16 protein-coding genes and 1 other annotated feature are annotated in these 17211 nt (G+C 38.8%); of the genes, 12 read left to right on the forward strand and 4 right to left on the reverse strand.

Features of this window, described 5'->3' with window-relative positions:
* The first annotated feature begins 158 nt into the window (after positions 1 to 158).
* From JOD14_RS08580 to JOD14_RS08620, 9 genes are all read left to right on the forward strand, one after another.
* A complete protein-coding gene (locus tag JOD14_RS08580) occupies positions 159 to 731 on the forward strand; it encodes a TraX family protein (RefSeq protein WP_204654413.1) in 573 nt (190 codons plus the stop codon).
* A 122-nt stretch (positions 732 to 853) separates the two neighbouring features.
* The gene (locus JOD14_RS13555; RefSeq protein ID WP_204654414.1) at positions 854 to 2518 is read left to right on the forward strand and encodes a metallophosphoesterase; all 1665 of its coding nucleotides are present in this window, start codon (positions 854 to 856) and stop codon (positions 2516 to 2518) included.
* A 249-nt stretch (positions 2519 to 2767) separates the two neighbouring features.
* Positions 2768 to 4165, forward strand: coding sequence for a pyruvate carboxylase subunit B (locus JOD14_RS08590; protein ID WP_204654415.1), 1398 nt, complete (start codon positions 2768 to 2770; stop codon positions 4163 to 4165).
* Between the two features lie 47 nt (positions 4166 to 4212).
* Positions 4213 to 4491: an OadG family transporter subunit gene (locus tag JOD14_RS08595; protein WP_204654416.1), complete on the forward strand. Its 279-nt coding sequence runs from the start codon at positions 4213 to 4215 to the stop codon at positions 4489 to 4491.
* A gap of 18 nt (positions 4492 to 4509) precedes the next feature.
* Positions 4510 to 4863 (forward strand): DUF2118 domain-containing protein, encoded by a 354-nt coding sequence (locus JOD14_RS08600; protein WP_239576149.1) that lies wholly within the window; start codon positions 4510 to 4512, stop codon positions 4861 to 4863.
* 12 nt (positions 4864 to 4875) lie between these two features.
* On the forward strand, positions 4876 to 6006 hold the full coding sequence (locus JOD14_RS08605; RefSeq protein WP_204654417.1) for a sodium ion-translocating decarboxylase subunit beta: 1131 nt from the start codon (positions 4876 to 4878) through the stop codon (positions 6004 to 6006).
* 30 nt (positions 6007 to 6036) lie between these two features.
* Positions 6037 to 6849: an aldo/keto reductase gene (locus JOD14_RS08610; protein ID WP_204654418.1), complete on the forward strand. Its 813-nt coding sequence runs from the start codon at positions 6037 to 6039 to the stop codon at positions 6847 to 6849.
* A gap of 46 nt (positions 6850 to 6895) precedes the next feature.
* Positions 6896 to 7128 (forward strand) — a binding site (T-box leader).
* 62 nt (positions 7129 to 7190) lie between these two features.
* Positions 7191 to 8375, forward strand: a complete 1185-nt coding sequence (locus JOD14_RS08615) for a MalY/PatB family protein (RefSeq protein ID WP_204654419.1) — start codon at positions 7191 to 7193, stop codon at positions 8373 to 8375.
* 21 nt (positions 8376 to 8396) lie between these two features.
* A complete protein-coding gene (locus JOD14_RS08620; RefSeq protein ID WP_204654420.1) occupies positions 8397 to 9494 on the forward strand; it encodes a PLP-dependent transferase in 1098 nt (365 codons plus the stop codon).
* 75 nt (positions 9495 to 9569) lie between these two features.
* Here JOD14_RS08620 and JOD14_RS08625 read toward each other — a convergent pair whose 3' ends face one another.
* Together JOD14_RS08625 and JOD14_RS08630 are read right to left on the reverse strand one after the other, a co-directional pair.
* Complete coding sequence (locus tag JOD14_RS08625) at positions 9570 to 11666, reverse strand: cellulase family glycosylhydrolase (RefSeq protein WP_204654421.1); 2097 nt, start codon at positions 11664 to 11666, stop codon at positions 9570 to 9572.
* A 592-nt stretch (positions 11667 to 12258) separates the two neighbouring features.
* Positions 12259 to 12867, reverse strand: coding sequence for a TetR/AcrR family transcriptional regulator (locus tag JOD14_RS08630; protein ID WP_204654422.1), 609 nt, complete (start codon positions 12865 to 12867; stop codon positions 12259 to 12261).
* Between the two features lie 224 nt (positions 12868 to 13091).
* Here JOD14_RS08630 and JOD14_RS08635 point away from each other — a divergent pair, with 224 nt between their 5' ends.
* Positions 13092 to 13724 (forward strand): ECF transporter S component, encoded by a 633-nt coding sequence (locus JOD14_RS08635; RefSeq protein ID WP_204654423.1) that lies wholly within the window; start codon positions 13092 to 13094, stop codon positions 13722 to 13724.
* 92 nt (positions 13725 to 13816) lie between these two features.
* On the opposite strand, the gene JOD14_RS08640 is transcribed toward JOD14_RS08635, so the two are convergent.
* Positions 13817 to 14986, reverse strand: coding sequence for a SulP family inorganic anion transporter (locus tag JOD14_RS08640; RefSeq protein WP_204654424.1), 1170 nt, complete (start codon positions 14984 to 14986; stop codon positions 13817 to 13819).
* A gap of 182 nt (positions 14987 to 15168) precedes the next feature.
* Here JOD14_RS08640 and JOD14_RS08645 point away from each other — a divergent pair, with 182 nt between their 5' ends.
* Positions 15169 to 15375 (forward strand): DUF1659 domain-containing protein, encoded by a 207-nt coding sequence (locus JOD14_RS08645; protein WP_204654425.1) that lies wholly within the window; start codon positions 15169 to 15171, stop codon positions 15373 to 15375.
* 29 nt (positions 15376 to 15404) lie between these two features.
* Positions 15405 to 15626, forward strand: coding sequence for a DUF2922 domain-containing protein (locus JOD14_RS08650; RefSeq protein ID WP_204654426.1), 222 nt, complete (start codon positions 15405 to 15407; stop codon positions 15624 to 15626).
* Between the two features lie 77 nt (positions 15627 to 15703).
* On the opposite strand, the gene JOD14_RS08655 is transcribed toward JOD14_RS08650, so the two are convergent.
* On the reverse strand, positions 15704 to 17194 hold the full coding sequence (locus JOD14_RS08655) for a nucleotidyltransferase domain-containing protein (protein ID WP_204654427.1): 1491 nt from the start codon (positions 17192 to 17194) through the stop codon (positions 15704 to 15706).
* Positions 17195 to 17211: the final 17 nt, after the last annotated feature.

Genomic DNA, 17211 nt, shown 5'->3' on the forward strand with positions numbered 1-17211 from the left:
AATTTTCTGGAAAAAGGTCATCCTCTGCGCGAGCACTCTTCGTTTTTAACATTTTTTTGAAAAGTAAATTATCTGAATATTCTTATTTTATTTACACACCATTAGTGACTCGTAGTAAGAAAAAGTACTTCTGGCGCCTCTTTTTGGGTGGGGTATTCATGTATGGCATCAATATTAGTCACAATTTATGGAGTGGTCGTGATTTGACGCATCCGATTACCGGAGAATTTGATTTTTTCCTCTTATTACAAGGGCAAAATATTTTAACGACTTTGGCTTTATTATTGCTCCTAATTTGGGGGATTGATACGATCCGTAAAGGGCAGATCAGTAAGTTTCAACGTGTAGGTATCATTTTCGGTTTGATCGTGTTATTGCCATTTTTAGTGATTAGTGAAGGCGGCCTCTATGAACTACCCATCGCCTTGATTTTCTATTTTTTTAGAGGCAATTTTAAACGGATTGCGCTGGCGGTGTCTTTGGTTTGTGGTTTACTTTTAGCGCATACGTTATTTAACTATTTCACGATTTCAGATATAGGCAGTCTCTACCAAGTTTTAACTTTTAGTAATGAGTACATGATGATTAGTGTTTTACCATTTATTTATTACTACAATGGTGAGCGCGGTGGTACGGGGGCTCGTTGGCAAAAAGAACTGTTTTATTATTTTTATCCGATTCACTTAGTGGTGATTTATTTGCTACAAGATTTTTTAATTGGATCTTTTTAGTAGAAAGAGAAGAGGGTAGGCGTTGCTTTTTGATTATTTGGAGCGAACGCCTGTCATCGTCTCTTTTTTGTTCATGGTATAATCAAAGCATTCAACTGAACGAAAAGAAGGGGGGATAGCCAGTGTTAGAAGAAGAAAAAAACGCCATCGTTCCTCAAAAAGACTGGCAAAATTGGCCACTTGAGTTAACGCCTTATTTCGCTCGTTACCCAGAAAATAAGCGACGTCCGGTCAACAAAACACTTTTTCGCGATGACGATTTTGAATTGGTCTATCATGTAAAAGAAAAGAAATTACAGATTCGTTCGCGTGGGGACTTGGTGTATTCCGCCATTCCTTATGATACGGCGCGTCATTATATTCAGCGAGCCGCGGTGCAATACTTGCTCCATCCAAATGAAGTGCGGCAATATATTGAACGGCATGAACCAAACGTGCGTAAGTATTTAGCCTTGAGTCTTTTTCAAGTCAGTCAGCAAGTGTTAGCAGAAAATTCGCTTGAAGTCAGCCAGGCGTATCACGCAATTTTTCAAGACCCGTTACTTGAGATTCAAATCTTAGGCCGCTTGCTGCAACACGATGAGACAGGTCCGTTGTCTGCCAATTTAGCAGGAAAATTTTTATACACTGAAAATGTTAAAACAGGTATCTCCGGGTATGTTTTTTCGTACTTAAATTTTTTATTAAAGCTCACACAATCGTTGCCGATTACTACGAATGGTAAAAAGATTGAATGGTTAGATTATACAGCAGACGGTGTCAAAACAGCGCAATTGCCGCAATTTATTTATGCCGATTCAGATGTCACACAAGCTTTGGCGTTATTGCCACGCGTGCAGCAACCACCGTCTAGTAAACCAAGCTTTCTTGCTCAAACTAGCCAGCCAGCGCCATTGCGTCGTTCGGTATTTGGGCGAGAGCTTTCAGAGGTTCGAAAAAATTACCTTGCTCATAGTGTAAAGCCAGCTAAGTTAGAAAACTATTTTGAAAAAGTTTTACCCAATGAAAATTTCAATGTGATCAATGTCGTTTCTGATTTGCATGTGACAAACGGAGAAATTCCTTTTATCAATCATAGGTTTAATCTTATCGCAGGTGATTTGACAGACGCACCAATGCAAAATGCTACCCTTACCGGTCTTTATGTCTTAGGCAATCATGAGTTAATCGCTGCTTTACCAACAGAAACAGCGACAAAAGAAGAAAGAGAAAAGTGGGCACCTTTTCAAAAGTATCAGTGGTTTCAGCAATTATTAGCAGAGCCAGAAGAGGCGTGGTATTTACTGCCAATTGGCGACCACCCTTTTTATCAAATGGTACAAGAGACCTTACAACCAAGGTTTCCGCAATTAAGAATTTTGCATAATCAAAGTTTCGTTCACGATGGGGTTCGTTATTTAGGCTTAACCATTCCGGTTGCCTCTGTGCAAAGGAAAAAGGATTGGCAACGTTATTTATTTCAGACGTTAACGCACTTACTAGGAGAAGATAAGCAAACGCCAACCGTTATCATTTCGCATGCGCCTTTATGCAATGAATTAAGCCGTCTATCACCAAGAAGTCCGGCCTATAACCCAATGTATACTTGTGCAGATAAACGAATTGAAAGCCTATTTCAAGCGTATTCGATAATTGGCGTCATCCATGGCCATCACCATATCCCTGCCTCGTTTGGTCGGTACAAGCAAGTGGAGTTTGGGGGCAAAGAATTATTTGTTGTGTGTTCCATTTACTCAGACATGAATACGGGATTTGATTTAACCGAGCTTCTTCCAAAAACAAACTAAAATTAGCTAACGCATCAATGGTTATTTATTTTCGTTGATGCGTTTTTTTAGTTGTGGACAAATTATTTTTAGCTTTACTTTTTATTTCCATGATTTTAAGATAAGACAGTTCTAAACCAACAAATGTAAGCGCTTGTGTTATAATTAGCATATAAGAAATAGACTCGTTTCGATCATTGCTTTCATTTATAACAGCAGTCATTTTGATTGCTTAAAAGAATTGAAAAAATAAAAAAGTGAGGTGAGAACATGGAACAAAGAAGAATTGGCTTTACCGAAACAGTGCTACGTGATGCCCACCAAAGTTTGATGGCAACGCGTATGCCACTTGCCGATATGTTACCGATTTTGCCAGTGTTGGACACGATTGGCTTTGATTCCATTGAATGTTGGGGTGGAGCGACTTTTGATGCGTGTATTCGTTTTTTAGAAGAAGATCCTTGGGAACGGCTACGACAAATGAAGCAAGCCATGCCAAAGACGCCACTCCAAATGCTTTTACGCGGTCAAAACTTATTAGGGTATCGGCATTATGCGGATGATGTCGTTGAAAAGTTTGTTGAACGCTCGGCTGAAAATGGGATTGATATTTTCCGGATTTTTGATGCCTTAAATGATGTTCGCAATTTAGAGACCTCGTTAAAAGCAGTGAAAAAAACTGGGAAAGACGCCCAATTAGTCATTGCCTATACAATTAGCCCCATCCATACAATGGATTACTACGTAGCTTTGGCGCAAGAGATGGTGGCAATGGGGGCAGATTCTTTGTGCATTAAAGACATGGCGGGTATTTTAACCCCAGCGCGAGGCAGTGAGTTGGTCCAACGGTTGAAAGAAGTCGTAACCTTGCCCATTATTATTCATACGCACGGAACAAGTGGTGTAGCGTCCATGACCTATCAAGCCCTTGTTGCAGCTGGTGCGGATCGAATTGACACGGCCTTATCACCGTTTAGTGAAGGAACGAGTCAACCGCCAACAGAAGCGTTAGCCATCGCTTTTAAAGAAATGGGCTATCAAGTAACGCTAGACTTGGCAGCGCTAGAAGTAGCGGCGAGTTATTTTCGTCAATTAAAAGACCGCTATTTGGCAGAAGGGTTACTAGATCCTAAAATGCTATCGCCCGATCCAAGAGCCTTAATTTACCAAGTGCCTGGTGGGATGTTATCGAATATGTATGGGCAATTAAAAGAGGCCAATGCGCTGGATCGCTATGAAGAAGTGTTAAAAGAAGTCCCTCGTGTCCGCAAAGATTTAGGCTATCCACCATTAGTGACCCCGCTTAGTCAAATGGTCGGGACACAAGCGGCGATGAATGTCATTACGGGTCAATCTTATCAGATGGTTTCAAACGAAATTAAGGCTTATTTAGCTGGTGAGTATGGTCGTTCGCCGGTGCCCATTGCGCCTGCATTTCGCCAGGCAATCATTGGTGATCATCCGGTGCTAACCGATCGCCCAGCCAATCATCTAGCCCCAGAATTCCAGCGCTTAACCGCCGAAATTGGCCCGCTCGCACAAAATGAGGAAGATGTCTTAATTTATGCGTTATTTCCACAAGTGGGGAAACAATTTTTGGAAAAAAGGCAACAAGCTCCTGTTTTAAAACAATCTGAGGCCATCATTGAAGTGACAGGAATTTTCTAATCGCTGAATCAAGGTCGCTAGAATTAGTAGAAAGAAAGGTGGACGCGATGCAATATTCATTAATGGAGGTTTTGACGTTAACGCTGTTTTCAATGACGGTAGTTTTTCTAGTCTTACTAGGTTTAATGGTTTTAATGATGGTGAGTGCCAAGTTTTTTGGTGCAAAAGAACCAGAGCCCTTACCGACACCTGAACGAGTAAAAAACAACGCTTTATTTCAAACAGATCCGTTAGCAAAAGTTGCAGCGATTATTGCTTTAGCACAAGCAAGTGAGGGAGCTAGCGGAAAAACTTTTAAAATAAAACAAATTGAAAAAATGGATTAGGCGAAAGGGGCAAAGAAAATGACGATTAAAAAGTATGCAGTAACAGTTGATGGTCAAACGTATCAAGTGACATTAGAAGAGTTAAGTGACAGCGCAGTCCAAGTGTACGAAAAAGCATCGAATCAGGCAAGTCACACCAGTCAAAGGGCGATGACCTCAAATGAACACCCTGTTGTTGCCCCTATGGCAGGCACGATATTAGAAATAACCGTAAAAGTTGGTGATTCGGTAAAAAAAGGCGAAACGCTTTGCTTGCTAGAAGCGATGAAGATGGAAAATCAAATTGTGGCGCCTGTCGATGGTGTGGTGACGAGTGTGCATGTTACGAAAGGTCAAGGAGTTGAATCGAATCAGTTGCTCATCGTGATTTAGGAGGGAGCGCACATGGGTGAAATTATACAACAAATAATAGAAACGTCTGGTCTTGCCAATTTGACTTTTAATAATGTTTTTATGATTTTACTAGCCTGTTTATTTTTATACTTGGGAATCAAAAAACAATATGAACCTTATTTAATGATTCCAATTGCCTTTGGGATTTTACTAGTGAATTTACCACTAGCGGGCATGATGGCCAATCAAACCAGTGAAAATCCAGGCGGTTTACTGTATTATTTATATCAGGGAACGACACTAGGTATTTATCCGCCGCTAATCTTTTTATGTTTAGGTGCTTCAACCGACTTTGGTCCGCTACTAGCAAATCCCAAGACCATTTTACTTGGCGGCGCAGCGCAACTAGGTATTTTTGTCGCGTTTTTTTTAGCGATTGTATTGGGGATGACCCCACAAGAAGCGGCTTCAATTGGGATTATTGGTGGCGCAGATGGTCCAACGGCGATTTTTTTAACCACTCGTTTAGCCCCAGAGTTACTGCCGCCAATCGCTTTAGCTGCTTATTCGTATATGGCGCTCGTTCCGATTATTCAACCACCAATTATTCGCCTATTAACAACAAAAGAAGAACGTCAAGTCGAAATGGCTCAAATTCGTAAAGTTAGCCAGAAAGAAAAAATCGTATTTCCGATTATCGTGACGATTTTTGTCAGTTTGCTCGTTCCTAGTGCCACGACTTTAATTAGTATGTTAATGCTAGGAAATTTGATTCGAGAAAGTAAATTAGTCCCTAAATTAGCCGAGACTTTGCAAAATTCGATGATGTATATGATTACAATCCTACTTGGCCTAACTGTCGGGGCAAAAGCAGATGGCGATTTGTTCTTATCAGCGACAACTTTAAAAATTATTTTCTTAGGATTGGTTGCTTTTTCAGTTGGAACAGCCGGTGGGGTCTTATTAGGGAAAGTGATGCATCGTTTAAGTGGTGGAAAAATTAATCCAATGATTGGTGCAGCGGGTGTTTCCGCGGTGCCCATGGCTGCTCGGGTCGTTCAAATTGAAGGACAAAAAGAAAACCCAAATAATTATCTACTGATGCATGCAATGGGGCCAAACGTGGCAGGCGTGATTGGTTCAGCGATTGCGGCGGGGATTTTACTCGCGTTCTTCTCTTAAAGAAATGAAAAATAGAAAAGAGGTTAAATAGTGGAATATCTTACGTTAAATACAGGCATCAAAATCCCGATAATCGGGAGTGGCACCAATACTTTTGGGAAAGAAAATCGTGATTATATGGGCGAAATTAATCACGATACGAAAGAACTATTAGTCGCGATTGCTTTAGGTTATCGTCATTTTGATACGGCGATTGCTTATCGCAATGAAGCAGTGGTTGGCCAAGCTATTAAACAAAGCGGAATTGCCCGGGAAGAATTTTTTATCACTTCTAAAATTCCAGGAAAAGCTGAATACACGAATAGTGCGCATGCAGTAGAGCAAGCCGTCCAAGAAAGTTTGTGGGCGCTTGGAACGAAAGATTCGATCGATTTATATTTAATTCATCATCCGTGGGAAAACTTAGAAGAAATGTTAGCAGTCTGGCGCGTCTTAGAATCTTTTGTCGATAATGGGGTATTAAAAGCAATCGGCGTGTCAAACTTTACCGAAAAAGAATTAGGATTTTTAGTGGAACATGCGCGAATTCAACCAGCCGTCAATCAAATTGAATCACATCCAGGCAAATGGAACCAAGCATTAATCGATTATACGAAACAACAAGGAATTGTACCGGAAGCTTGGGGGCCTTTAACGCGAGTTAGTGAAGAAGCGAAGAGTATTTTAACAACCATTGGTGAAAAATATGGCAAAACTTGGGCGCAAGTGATCTTACGTTATCAAATTGAACAAGGCGTAATCGTCATTCCTAAATCCCATCAGCCTGAGCGTCAAGCGCAAAACTTAGAAATTTTTGATTTTGCTCTAACGAAAGAAGAACGAGCAAAAATCGGACAATTATAAACAATAAAGCCATTGACATTCGTTTTTCACTCAAGCTATAATAGTTGTTACAACGAAGAAGAGAAGAGTAGTTTAGTCAATCAGCCAAAGAGACCCTGATTAGGTGAAAGCAGGGACTGAAAAGCTAAATGAAGATGAACTCAGAGTTTTTAGATCGTTCACGCGGTCTAAACGGGCGTAACCGTTATCTTACTAGGTTTATTTTTAATGAACCGATGGAGGCATTGTTTGTAAAGACAATGCGAATTTGGGTGGTATCACGGAGATTTCGTCCCTTTAATGGCAGTATTGTGCGGTCATTAAAGGGGCGTTTTTGTCTTATTTTAAAAGGAGGGAAAAAATTGGATAAAGAGCAATTCATTCAACAATATGCCGTTGAGCGTCAAGGGACCAATGCCGTTAAATGGGACGCTTTAAAAGAACGGTTTGGTGCCGATGATTTATTACCGATTTGGGTAGCAGATATGGAATTTTCAACACCTGAAACGGTTAAACAAGCTTTAATTCAGCGAATCGAACATGGGGCATTTGGTTATACGCAGGTTGCGCAAGGATATTTTGAAGCTTACCAAGGTTGGCAAGACCGTCATGAACAGACGAAATTTGAAAAAGATTGGTTATATTTTTCAACGGGTGTTGTTCAATCTTTTTATGATTTAATTGCGTGTTTTAGTGAAGAAGGCGAGGGTGTCTTAATCCAGCCACCTGTTTACTACCCGTTTTTTCATGCGATTCAAGATCAAAAACGAGCACTTATTTCATCAGAGTTAATTTTAGTAGAGAATCGCTATGTGCCAAATTTTGTCGATTTTGAAGAAAAAATCAAAACCCATCGCCCGAAAATCTTCCTCTTATGTTCGCCACACAATCCACTCAGTCGTGTTTGGCATAAAGAAGAAATTGCCCAATTATTAGAGATTTGCCATCGTTATCAAGTGCTAGTCATTTCAGATGAGATTCATTCAGATTTAATTTTACCAGGGCATGCCTTTGTTTCAACGGTAACCGTCGCTAAAGAACTCGGTTACTTAGATGAAGTTTTCGTGTTAAACGCGCCTTCAAAAACTTTTAATTTAGCCAGTTTATTAAACTCGCATGTCTGGATTCCAGGCGAAGAAAAGCGCAATCTTTATGAGAACTGGGTCAAACGTTACAAACAAACAGAAAATAGTTTACTTGGTCAACTCGCTGCAAAAACAGCTTATGAGACAGGTGATGAATGGTTAGAAGGTTTACTGGCTGTGGTGGCTAGTAATTATGCATACGTAAAGGAAACCTTTGCCAAAGAATTACCCAAAATAATTGTCACCCCACTTGAAGGCACGTATTTAGCTTGGATTGATTTACGAGCGTACGTTTCAGAACAAGAGGTGAAAAAAGTGGTACAAGACACGGCCAAATTAGCCGTTGATTTTGGTGAGTGGTTCTCACCAAATGCCCAAGGGTTTATCCGGTTAAACTTAGCGACGATTCCACAAAATGTCGAACAAGCCGTTCAGCAACTCGTGGCAGCCATTAAAAAATAAACAAACAAAAAGGAGAACAACATGACAAATAAAAAGTTAGCAACCTACTTAGCCCAACTTGGCAATCGCCGGGATTTTCAAACCGGAGCGGTCAGTGCCCCAATCTATTTATCGACCACTTTTGCACACCCTAAATTAGGAGAGAGCACCGGTTATGACTATACGCGGACGAATAATCCGACGCGAGAGATTTTAGAAGAAGGGCTTGCTTTGTTAGAAAATGGCGCACGAGCCGTGGCGACTAGTTCAGGTATGAGCGCGATACAACTCGCTTTTAACTTATTTCCTGCTGGTAGCCAATATTTAGTTTCACGTGATTTATATGGTGGTAGTTTCCGCTATTTTGCAGAATTAGAGGCTCAAAAAGTGGCGCAATTTCATTATTTTACCGATTTAGCTAGCCTTAAAACACAACTCAATGACCAGATCGCTGCGGTTTTTATTGAAACACCAACGAATCCTTTAATGAATGAAATAGCAATCCGTGAAGCAGCAGAACTTGCGCATTCATTTGGTGCTATTGTGATTGTTGACAACACTTTTCTAACGCCATTAAGGCAAAAGCCACTAGACGAAGGAGCGGATATTGTTGTTCATTCTGGGACAAAATATTTAAGTGGGCATAATGATCTTTTAGCTGGAGTAGTTGTTGCAAAAGACGCACAAGTGGGTGAAAGATTGGCTTGGTTAGCCAATACGACCGGCCCGACGCTAGCGGCTTTTGATAGTTGGTTATTTATTCGAAGTTTAAAAACGTTTGAGTTGCGTTTTAATCAACAAGAAAAAAATGCTTTGAAAGTCGTCGCAGCATTAAAAAATGCAACTGGGGTGAAGGAAGTTTTATACCCAGAAAAAGGGGCCATGATTAGTATTCGAGTAACTGATGCAAGTAAAATTAGTGATTTTTTAAGTAAACTAACCGTATTTAGTTTTGCGGAAAGTCTAGGTGGCGTTGAAAGCTTAATTACTTATCCAACGACCCAAACCCATGCGGATATTCCTGAAAGCTTACGCGAATCATATGGTTTAACCCCTGATTTGTTACGTTTATCGATTGGCCTAGAAGATGCGGACGACTTAATTTTAGATTTAGAAACAGCCTGTAGTGTTTTTAATTAACATGAAAAACCACGTTCTATTTTAAGAGCGTGGTTTTTGCATTTATATTTTTTTAAAATTAGCGAGGTAGCCAATTTATTTTGTTTGGCGAATGATTAGGCCAATAAAAGCACTTAGGCTAATGAAGACGCCGATTGTTATCAAGAAAACCGTTCCTTGCTTTGAGCCAGTTTGGGGCAGCTTTTTTTGTTTGTTATTTGTTTTGTCTTTTACCGAAGCCCCTTTTGTAGATGATTCATTGCTAGAACTGCTCGAGCTTGTTGTATCAGACTGATTGCTAGAACTGCTAGACTCAGTAGTATCGGACTCATCGCTAGAGTTGCTGGATTCCGTAGTAACGGATTCATCGTCGGCTTGCTTTGAGTCGGTTGTTGTAGAAGTATCAGTTGAGTCACTAGACGAGTCAGAATCTGAAGAGTCATTTGGTTCAGTTGGATTTTCAGGTAATTCAACGAGGCTCGCACCACTGATCTTTTGATTATCATCAACAACAATCTTATATTCAATTTGTGTACCAGCAAATGTTTCAATTGTTAAAAAGTAAGTCCCCTCAATTAATAAATGAGTCATTTTTTCTGGTAAAGTTAGCGATTGTTCTTCGTAGTTAGGATAAAATTCATCGCGGAAAGTTAGATATTTCCACCAGCTATTTGTTGAGACGACTTCACCAATATCGTTTACCAATTTGGCACGTCGAATAAGTTGGCCATTTGATTGAATCGGAATAACAAAGCTCTCTCCAACGATACCTGTTGCCGGTAGAAATTCAAAATTTGCTGCTAAGTATAATTCTTGTATCCAAGAGGCGCCTTGATTAAATTGCAAAAGCAACTGTCCTTTATAACCAAAATCATTGAACTGTAAATCTTGTAAAAAAGTAGAAGAGAGTACAATTCCCTCTGTAACCACTTGATAATCGACTTCATTTGTTAACGTTTTTGTTATAGAAAGATCAGATGCAGCGGCCTCTTTAAATTGAATTGCTTCTAAAGAATTATTTTGCCATTTAATTGGGATAAAAAGCGAAGTTGTTTCTTTTGTGATAAATGATTTATCGTGGATAGGGCTATAAGAAGAACTAGCTTGCATTGATTGTTGAATTGCTTGTCCTAAGTAAGGGACTTTCCATTGATAAGTGTGACGATCAAAATGTTGACCATTGTCCCATAACATAAGGGAAATACCTGTTTCACGCGCTTTCTCAGACATGTAAGCGACGTATTTTACCAATTCCCCTAATTCATTTACATCATCCCCACGATCATAGCCCAATAAGCCATACTCACCAATTACGACCCCAATTCCTTTTGTTAGAAAAGTTTGATTTAATTTTTGATATAAGTCATCGACACTTGTTCGCGCACTAGCAGAAGAATCATCATATAAAGGTTCATCGAAATTAGTAATGCCCATGTTATTGCTAAAAACCCATTCGCTATAGTAATGAACCGTTGCAAGAATATTTTCATCTTGATAACTAGCGATTTCATTCGCAGTTAGATCAAGTTCGTTTTGATCGGTTTGTGTAATTAAAGTAGGTAAGATTAACATACGGGAAGAGTTATTCCCACCAGAGTTTCTAACAATTTGGTAAAAAGCCTTGTTAATTGCTTGTAATTTTTTATGGGCATCTCCTTCATTAAACAAAGGTTCGTTAATTGATTCAAAAGAAATGAAAGAACTAAAGTCTTTGAAGTGATCTGCTAGTTGTTGCCACAAAGCAAGGTAGCGTTGATATTCTTTTGAATTTAAATTACCATCCCAGTACTGTAGCCATTCCCAAGAATCATGATGTAAGTTAATCATCACATAAAGCCCATTTTCTTCTGCTTTTTTTACAACAGCAGTATAACGATTTAAAAATTCAGAATCAATATTATTTGACTCATCTTGTCGATCAATCACCGAGAAAGGTAAGCGAATACTCGTAAAGCCTTGTTCTTTAATTGAATGAATCAGTTCATCTGTTACTTGAGGATTTCCCCAAGATTCTTCGTAAAGGTTTTGGTTTAGATCAAAACCGTCAAAGGTGTTTCCGAGATTCCAACCAAACCCCATTTTTTTCATATAATCAACGGAAGGGAACTCACTTGCCTGTGCGACGCCGCCATTTGCTAAGAAAATTGTACAACCAACCAATAACGTCAAAATAACCTTAGAAACTTTACTCATAACTTCCTCCTTTAAGCGCTTTCATTTTGTGAACGTATATAATTTACCAAAGATAGAAAGTGATTAAACTAGATAAATTAGTCACGTTTCTGTAAAAATTATAGATTTCTTATGCAGATTAGCATTTTCTTGAAAAATAAAATAAAAGAAATTATTAAAAATTGATTGTAAAAAAGGGCACAACTACCATCATTTTATTGGTGAAAATAAAATGATGGTAGTTGTGCTCTCTTCATGTGATTGTTAACAATCCTCTTAATCTTTCTACAATCTCACTTTACCAAGAAAAATTAAAAAATAAAACAAAAAAGATAACGATGCAAGTAACGCTAAGGTCAATGCTATTTTCTAAACGCCTAGTCGCACGCTTCAATATCAAACCAGGGTCCGTTGAAAAAAAGTTAGAACGATATTGAATTGGCAGTAAATTTCCTAACAAGATACCAATTAAAACAAGATAAAAAGGCCAGTTTGTTGAAAGATGAGGGTACAAAAAAGTCAGTATAATTGCAACCAGATAAATGCTAAACTGCATCGTTTTAATGCGGTAGAATTTTTTAAGGTCCATGTTGTATATGCTCCTCTTGAAAAATTATTTGTTCACTTTTTTAGGCAATAACGACTTCATAATTTTAATTTGATTGTTAATTTGCTCTTTTGTGACTGCTCCGGTAATCGCTAAAACGCCCAAACCTTCAATGACAAACATATAATTTTCAGCGATTTTGTCTAAATCATCATCAACAATGACGCCTTGTTTGACACCGAGCTTCAAAATTTCATAAATGGTTTGTTTGGTCGATTGCAGTTGTGATTGCTGAAAAGCGTGATCCTCTTCAGTTTTGTGCGTGTAGTAGTATTCATAGGTTGCGCGTAACATGCTGTGGCCCACGTGGTTTAACAATCGGTCTTTGTGTTCGGCAAAGTACTTATCTAGTAATTGTTCAAAAGGTTCATTGGCCTGAACCGCTAGTCGAATGCCATCAAATTTACTACTCGTTCGTTGTTTTAAAACCTCAATAAAAATTGAATCCACGGAGTCAAAATATAAGTAGATTCCTCCACGGCTAATTTGACATTCTTCGATAATATCTTTCATAGTGACATCAATGAAGCCTTTTTGGCGAAAAACACGTCGGGCACCATCTAAAATTAATTGCCGTTTTAAAGCTTTTCGTTCCTCATTTGTAAGAATTTCCATAAAAAATCACCTCTTTTTCTAAAAAAAGTAATGACACGCATGTCAATAAAGTGTATAATCACCATAATGACACGCATGTCATTAGAGTGCTTTTGACTTTTGTATTTGTAAGATTCAACCAATTAAGCGCAAACGATGGTTAAATTGTTCGTCTTTCATTATACACTATTTTAGAGAGTAAGCTAAGGCAGTCATAAAATGAATCCAAAAAGGTGGAGAAAAAAATGCAAGAAAGTTTAAAAACGAAAAAATTTGTTTATACCGCAATATTGTTAGCTATTATGTTTATGCTTTATTTAACGCCCCTTGGTTTTTTACAAATTGGCCCTTTTGCCATTACGACGATGCATATTCCCGTAATTGTTGGGTCAATCATTTTAGGCTATAAGCGCGGAGCCTTTTTAGGCCTTGTTTTTGGTTTATTAAGTGTCTATCGTTCAACGGTCTTAATTACCCCAACGAGTTTTGTTTTTTCACCATTTATTCCCGCACCAGGGAGTGAACATGGCAGCTTGTGGGCTTTGGTTGTGGCGATTTTACCTCGTATTCTAGTTGGGATTACGCCGGCATTAGTCATTGCTTTTTTCCCTAAAACCAATTTAAAACGAACAGTTGGTTATGGCTTAGCTGGTTTAGTTGGGTCTTTAACAAATACCATTTTTGTCTTAGGTTTAATGGGAACGATCTTTGGACAACAACTTGGTTATGAGTCTTTGCAAGCGGTCGTATTATTAATCGGTGGTGTGATTGCTTCAAATGGGATTGTTGAAATGCTTGTGGCGATGTTTGTGACGGCTTCATTAGCCAATGTCTTTTTAATTGTTGATAAGCGCTTAGTCAATCCGACAGCGCTCTAACCTTTAGACTGTTAAAAATAGAGATAAATAAAAAAAGCGGTAGACAAAAATTTGTCCACCGCTTTTTTTGAGGCATTTCAACTTAGAATGAATTACTTATTTCGTTCTTTTTTGAAAAAGAAATAAGCCAGGCCACTTAAAGCAACACCTAATAAAATACCGACGGCTAAGTTTCGAGTGTAAACAATGCTGGCCACGGTTAAAAGCATAATGGTGCTTTCAATCAGTTCAAACGAACGAAACAATCTTAAGCTGTCCCATTCAAAGGTCGCAACAGCAACAGTCATCATAATACCAATTAAGGCGGCTGTTGGAATGACGAGCATTAGATCTTTCAAAACAAAAATAAACAATAGCAGGGTTAGACCAGAGACAAGCGTGGATAGGCGTTTACGTCCGCCAGATTTCACATTGATGACTGCTTGTCCAATCATTGCACAACCGGCTTGGCCACCAAATAAACCCGTTACAAGATTGGCGAGTCCTTGAGCTTTGACTTCGCGTTGACTGTCACTTGTACTATTCGTCATCCGATCAACAATTGGGATGGTGAGGAGCGACTCAATGAGACCAACGATGGTTAAAGCAAAAGCAGTTGGAAAAATGATTCGCAAAGTCTCAAAAGAAAAAGGTACATTTGGCAACATCATTTTTGGTGTGATTGTTTGCATCTCGCCTAAATTACCCACTGTTTGTAAGTGGTCTTTAAAAAAGAAAGAAAGAAGAGTCATGATTAAAATAACAATTAAAGCAGGAGGTACAACCGTAATAAATTTAGGAATTAGATAAATTAATGCAATACTACTAACTACCATGAGATAAGACCAAATCGTTTGGTTAGGTAGTTGCTGTACTTGGGCTAGAAAAATTAAAATGGCCAGGGCATTTACAAAACCAAACATCACCGTCTGAGGGATATAACGAATTAATTTGTGTATACCAAGATAACCGAATAATAACTGGAGCCCTCCAGTTAAAATCGTTGCCGCTACCATATATTCTAGGCCATGTGATTGAATTAAAGCCGCCATCACTAAGGCCATCGATCCGGCAGCTGCTGAAACCATGGCTGGACGTCCACCGGTAAACGTAGTAACTAATAATAACAGTGCGGAAGCAAATAACGCTGAAATGGGGTTTACCCCTGCAATAATTGCAAAGCCAATGACTTCAGGTAAAATGGCTACAGAAGAAACAAGCCCAGCAAATAAATCACTTCTTTCATTACCAAGCCATTCTTCTTTTTTTAAATGAAACAACATTTCTTAAAATCGCTCCTTTTCTATGACAAAGTGACACAACAATTCTTTCATAATAACACAAAAAAACGTAGATAAATAAAATTAAAAATTTTTTCAAAAAAAGTGAGACATTCTTTTTGTTCGACTCGTTTATAGAGATGTAAGGCGCGCGACTTACCAAACAACACGAGGAGGAAACAAACATGAAAGTACATAAGCAAACAAAATTAACGGTGCAATTAAACGTCGATGGAGAAGAAAAATTACAAACACAAACTTTTGCAAATGTGAAACCTGACGCGGAGGCAGAAAGTATTTTAGCGTTAGGAGAAGCCGTAGCAAGTTTTAATCCAGAGGACAGTACTTTTGAAAGTGTCATCGAAACGGTTCAATTTGAGTATAGTAAATAAAAACTAAAAAATAGCTGGAGGCAATCAATATGAAAAAATTACATTTAACTTTTTTAAACGAAGAAGGAAAAAAACACAAATTAATTCCTAAAACAGCAGCAACGAATTTAAGTGCCGAACAAGTCGAAGCGGTGATGAATCAGTTCACCAATTTAGACTTGTTTGAAAAAGAAGGGGTCGGCTTATTCCGAGCAGTCGCTAGTGCAAAGTATGTAGAAACAATTGAAACACCACTTTTTGAAAAAGAATAAACCAAAACAAAGACTCGTACTGTCTTTTTAAAATAAATAAATCCAGGACCGCCAGTTCGAAGGGTGGTCCTGGATTTTTAACCTATTTTTTGTGGTTGTGCTAAACGTAACGTCTCTGGAGGATCAATGATAGAGTGGATTTTAATCGCAAAAGAATCGCCTTGCCGAATATTTTCATCTGTTACCAAATGGATATCTAACAATCGGTCTAATTGATAACCCGTTTGTAAATAATTCATGCTGGCCAATGCTTGGCTCCAACCGTCTAGCCAATCTTCCAGACTACGTTTTTGAGTTGCTGTCTGCTCTCCTACATGAATCAACAAGTCAATATCACTTCCCATACCAGCTTCTCCGGTGTTCGTACTGCCAAATAAGTAAAGACCTTTGACACAAAAAGCGTCCATATCTAAAGCATTTGCGACTTGCTTGGCCATGTAGTGTCGCCACTGCCAATGACTTGTTTTGTCTTGTTTTTGGCGGTCTTTGTTTGGTAAGAAAGAATCGCTTACCGTTGGCGGTGCTTCGGTAAAAAAAGCAATCGCTTGATCAATCACGGTATTCATATGCAAGGAAAGTGTTTTTCCAGCAGAATTTGCCGGTATTTCAATGACTTTAATAATATCCGCTAACCAATCAAATGTTGGCAACAAAGTCGAAAGTAAGTTCTGGCTGTGGCGCAAGTAACTTTCTTGAAAGGTATTTCCTTGATTGCTTAAATCAAGGGAGAAGCGAGCAACTTGTTTGTCTGTTAATTTTTGTGAAAAAAAAGCCGGTAAATAAGAATCTGTCGTCGTTTTTTGTCTTTCTGGTATCATTTCAATTAGCGCTGCCGCACTGGAAAAATTAACCGTGGAAGAATCTTTTTTAGCCTGTAAGGCAATTTTTTGAAAACAAGTATTGCGCGCGATAAAAAGAAAGTGTCGCCACGGTAAAAGGTCGTTTAAGCGTTCGAGGACCTCTTCGATTGCCGAGAACTCGGCATCAATGAGTGGGGCTAATTCTTTCGTTTCATTAATATAGACGAGGTGGGTAATTCCGTCGATTAAGCGATTCGCCGTAACCGCGTTTCCAGCAAACAAAATATTTTTTGATTTGAGATTTTTAGGGATGGGGGCGGGCTGTTCATCAGAAACGTCTCCTAATTTAGGCGATTGTTCTTGAATCCATTGACTAAAGAGTGTTCGCTGTTTATCAAGCGCAAAAATTGAAATTCGATTGGCAATCGTATCAAGTAATTTCACTTCATTGATAAGTAATTCACAATCGTTTGGTAAAAGCGCTTGAATATATCCCATCGTAATTTCACCAACGCAAACATATCCAGCCATCAGAGGCGAACGATGCAATACTTTAGCGCGTGCAAAATCTTCTGTAAAATAAGCGTCTGTCCCAATCGTAATTTTAATGCGGCAAGCAGTAGGTAGCATAAAACCTTGAGGGATTAACTCGGTCAATTCTTTCATTTGCTCAGGAAATGGTTGTTGTGTCTTTTTTAATATTTCTTCTACTTGATAGATACATTCGAGCTCTTTGGCGCGCTCATATAACTGGGTGTTGTCATCCATCAAAATAACCTCCATCA

The organism is Enterococcus lemanii (assembly GCF_016909125.1).
In the GTDB taxonomy this organism is placed as follows: Bacteria; Bacillota; Bacilli; order Lactobacillales; family Enterococcaceae; genus Enterococcus_I; species Enterococcus_I lemanii.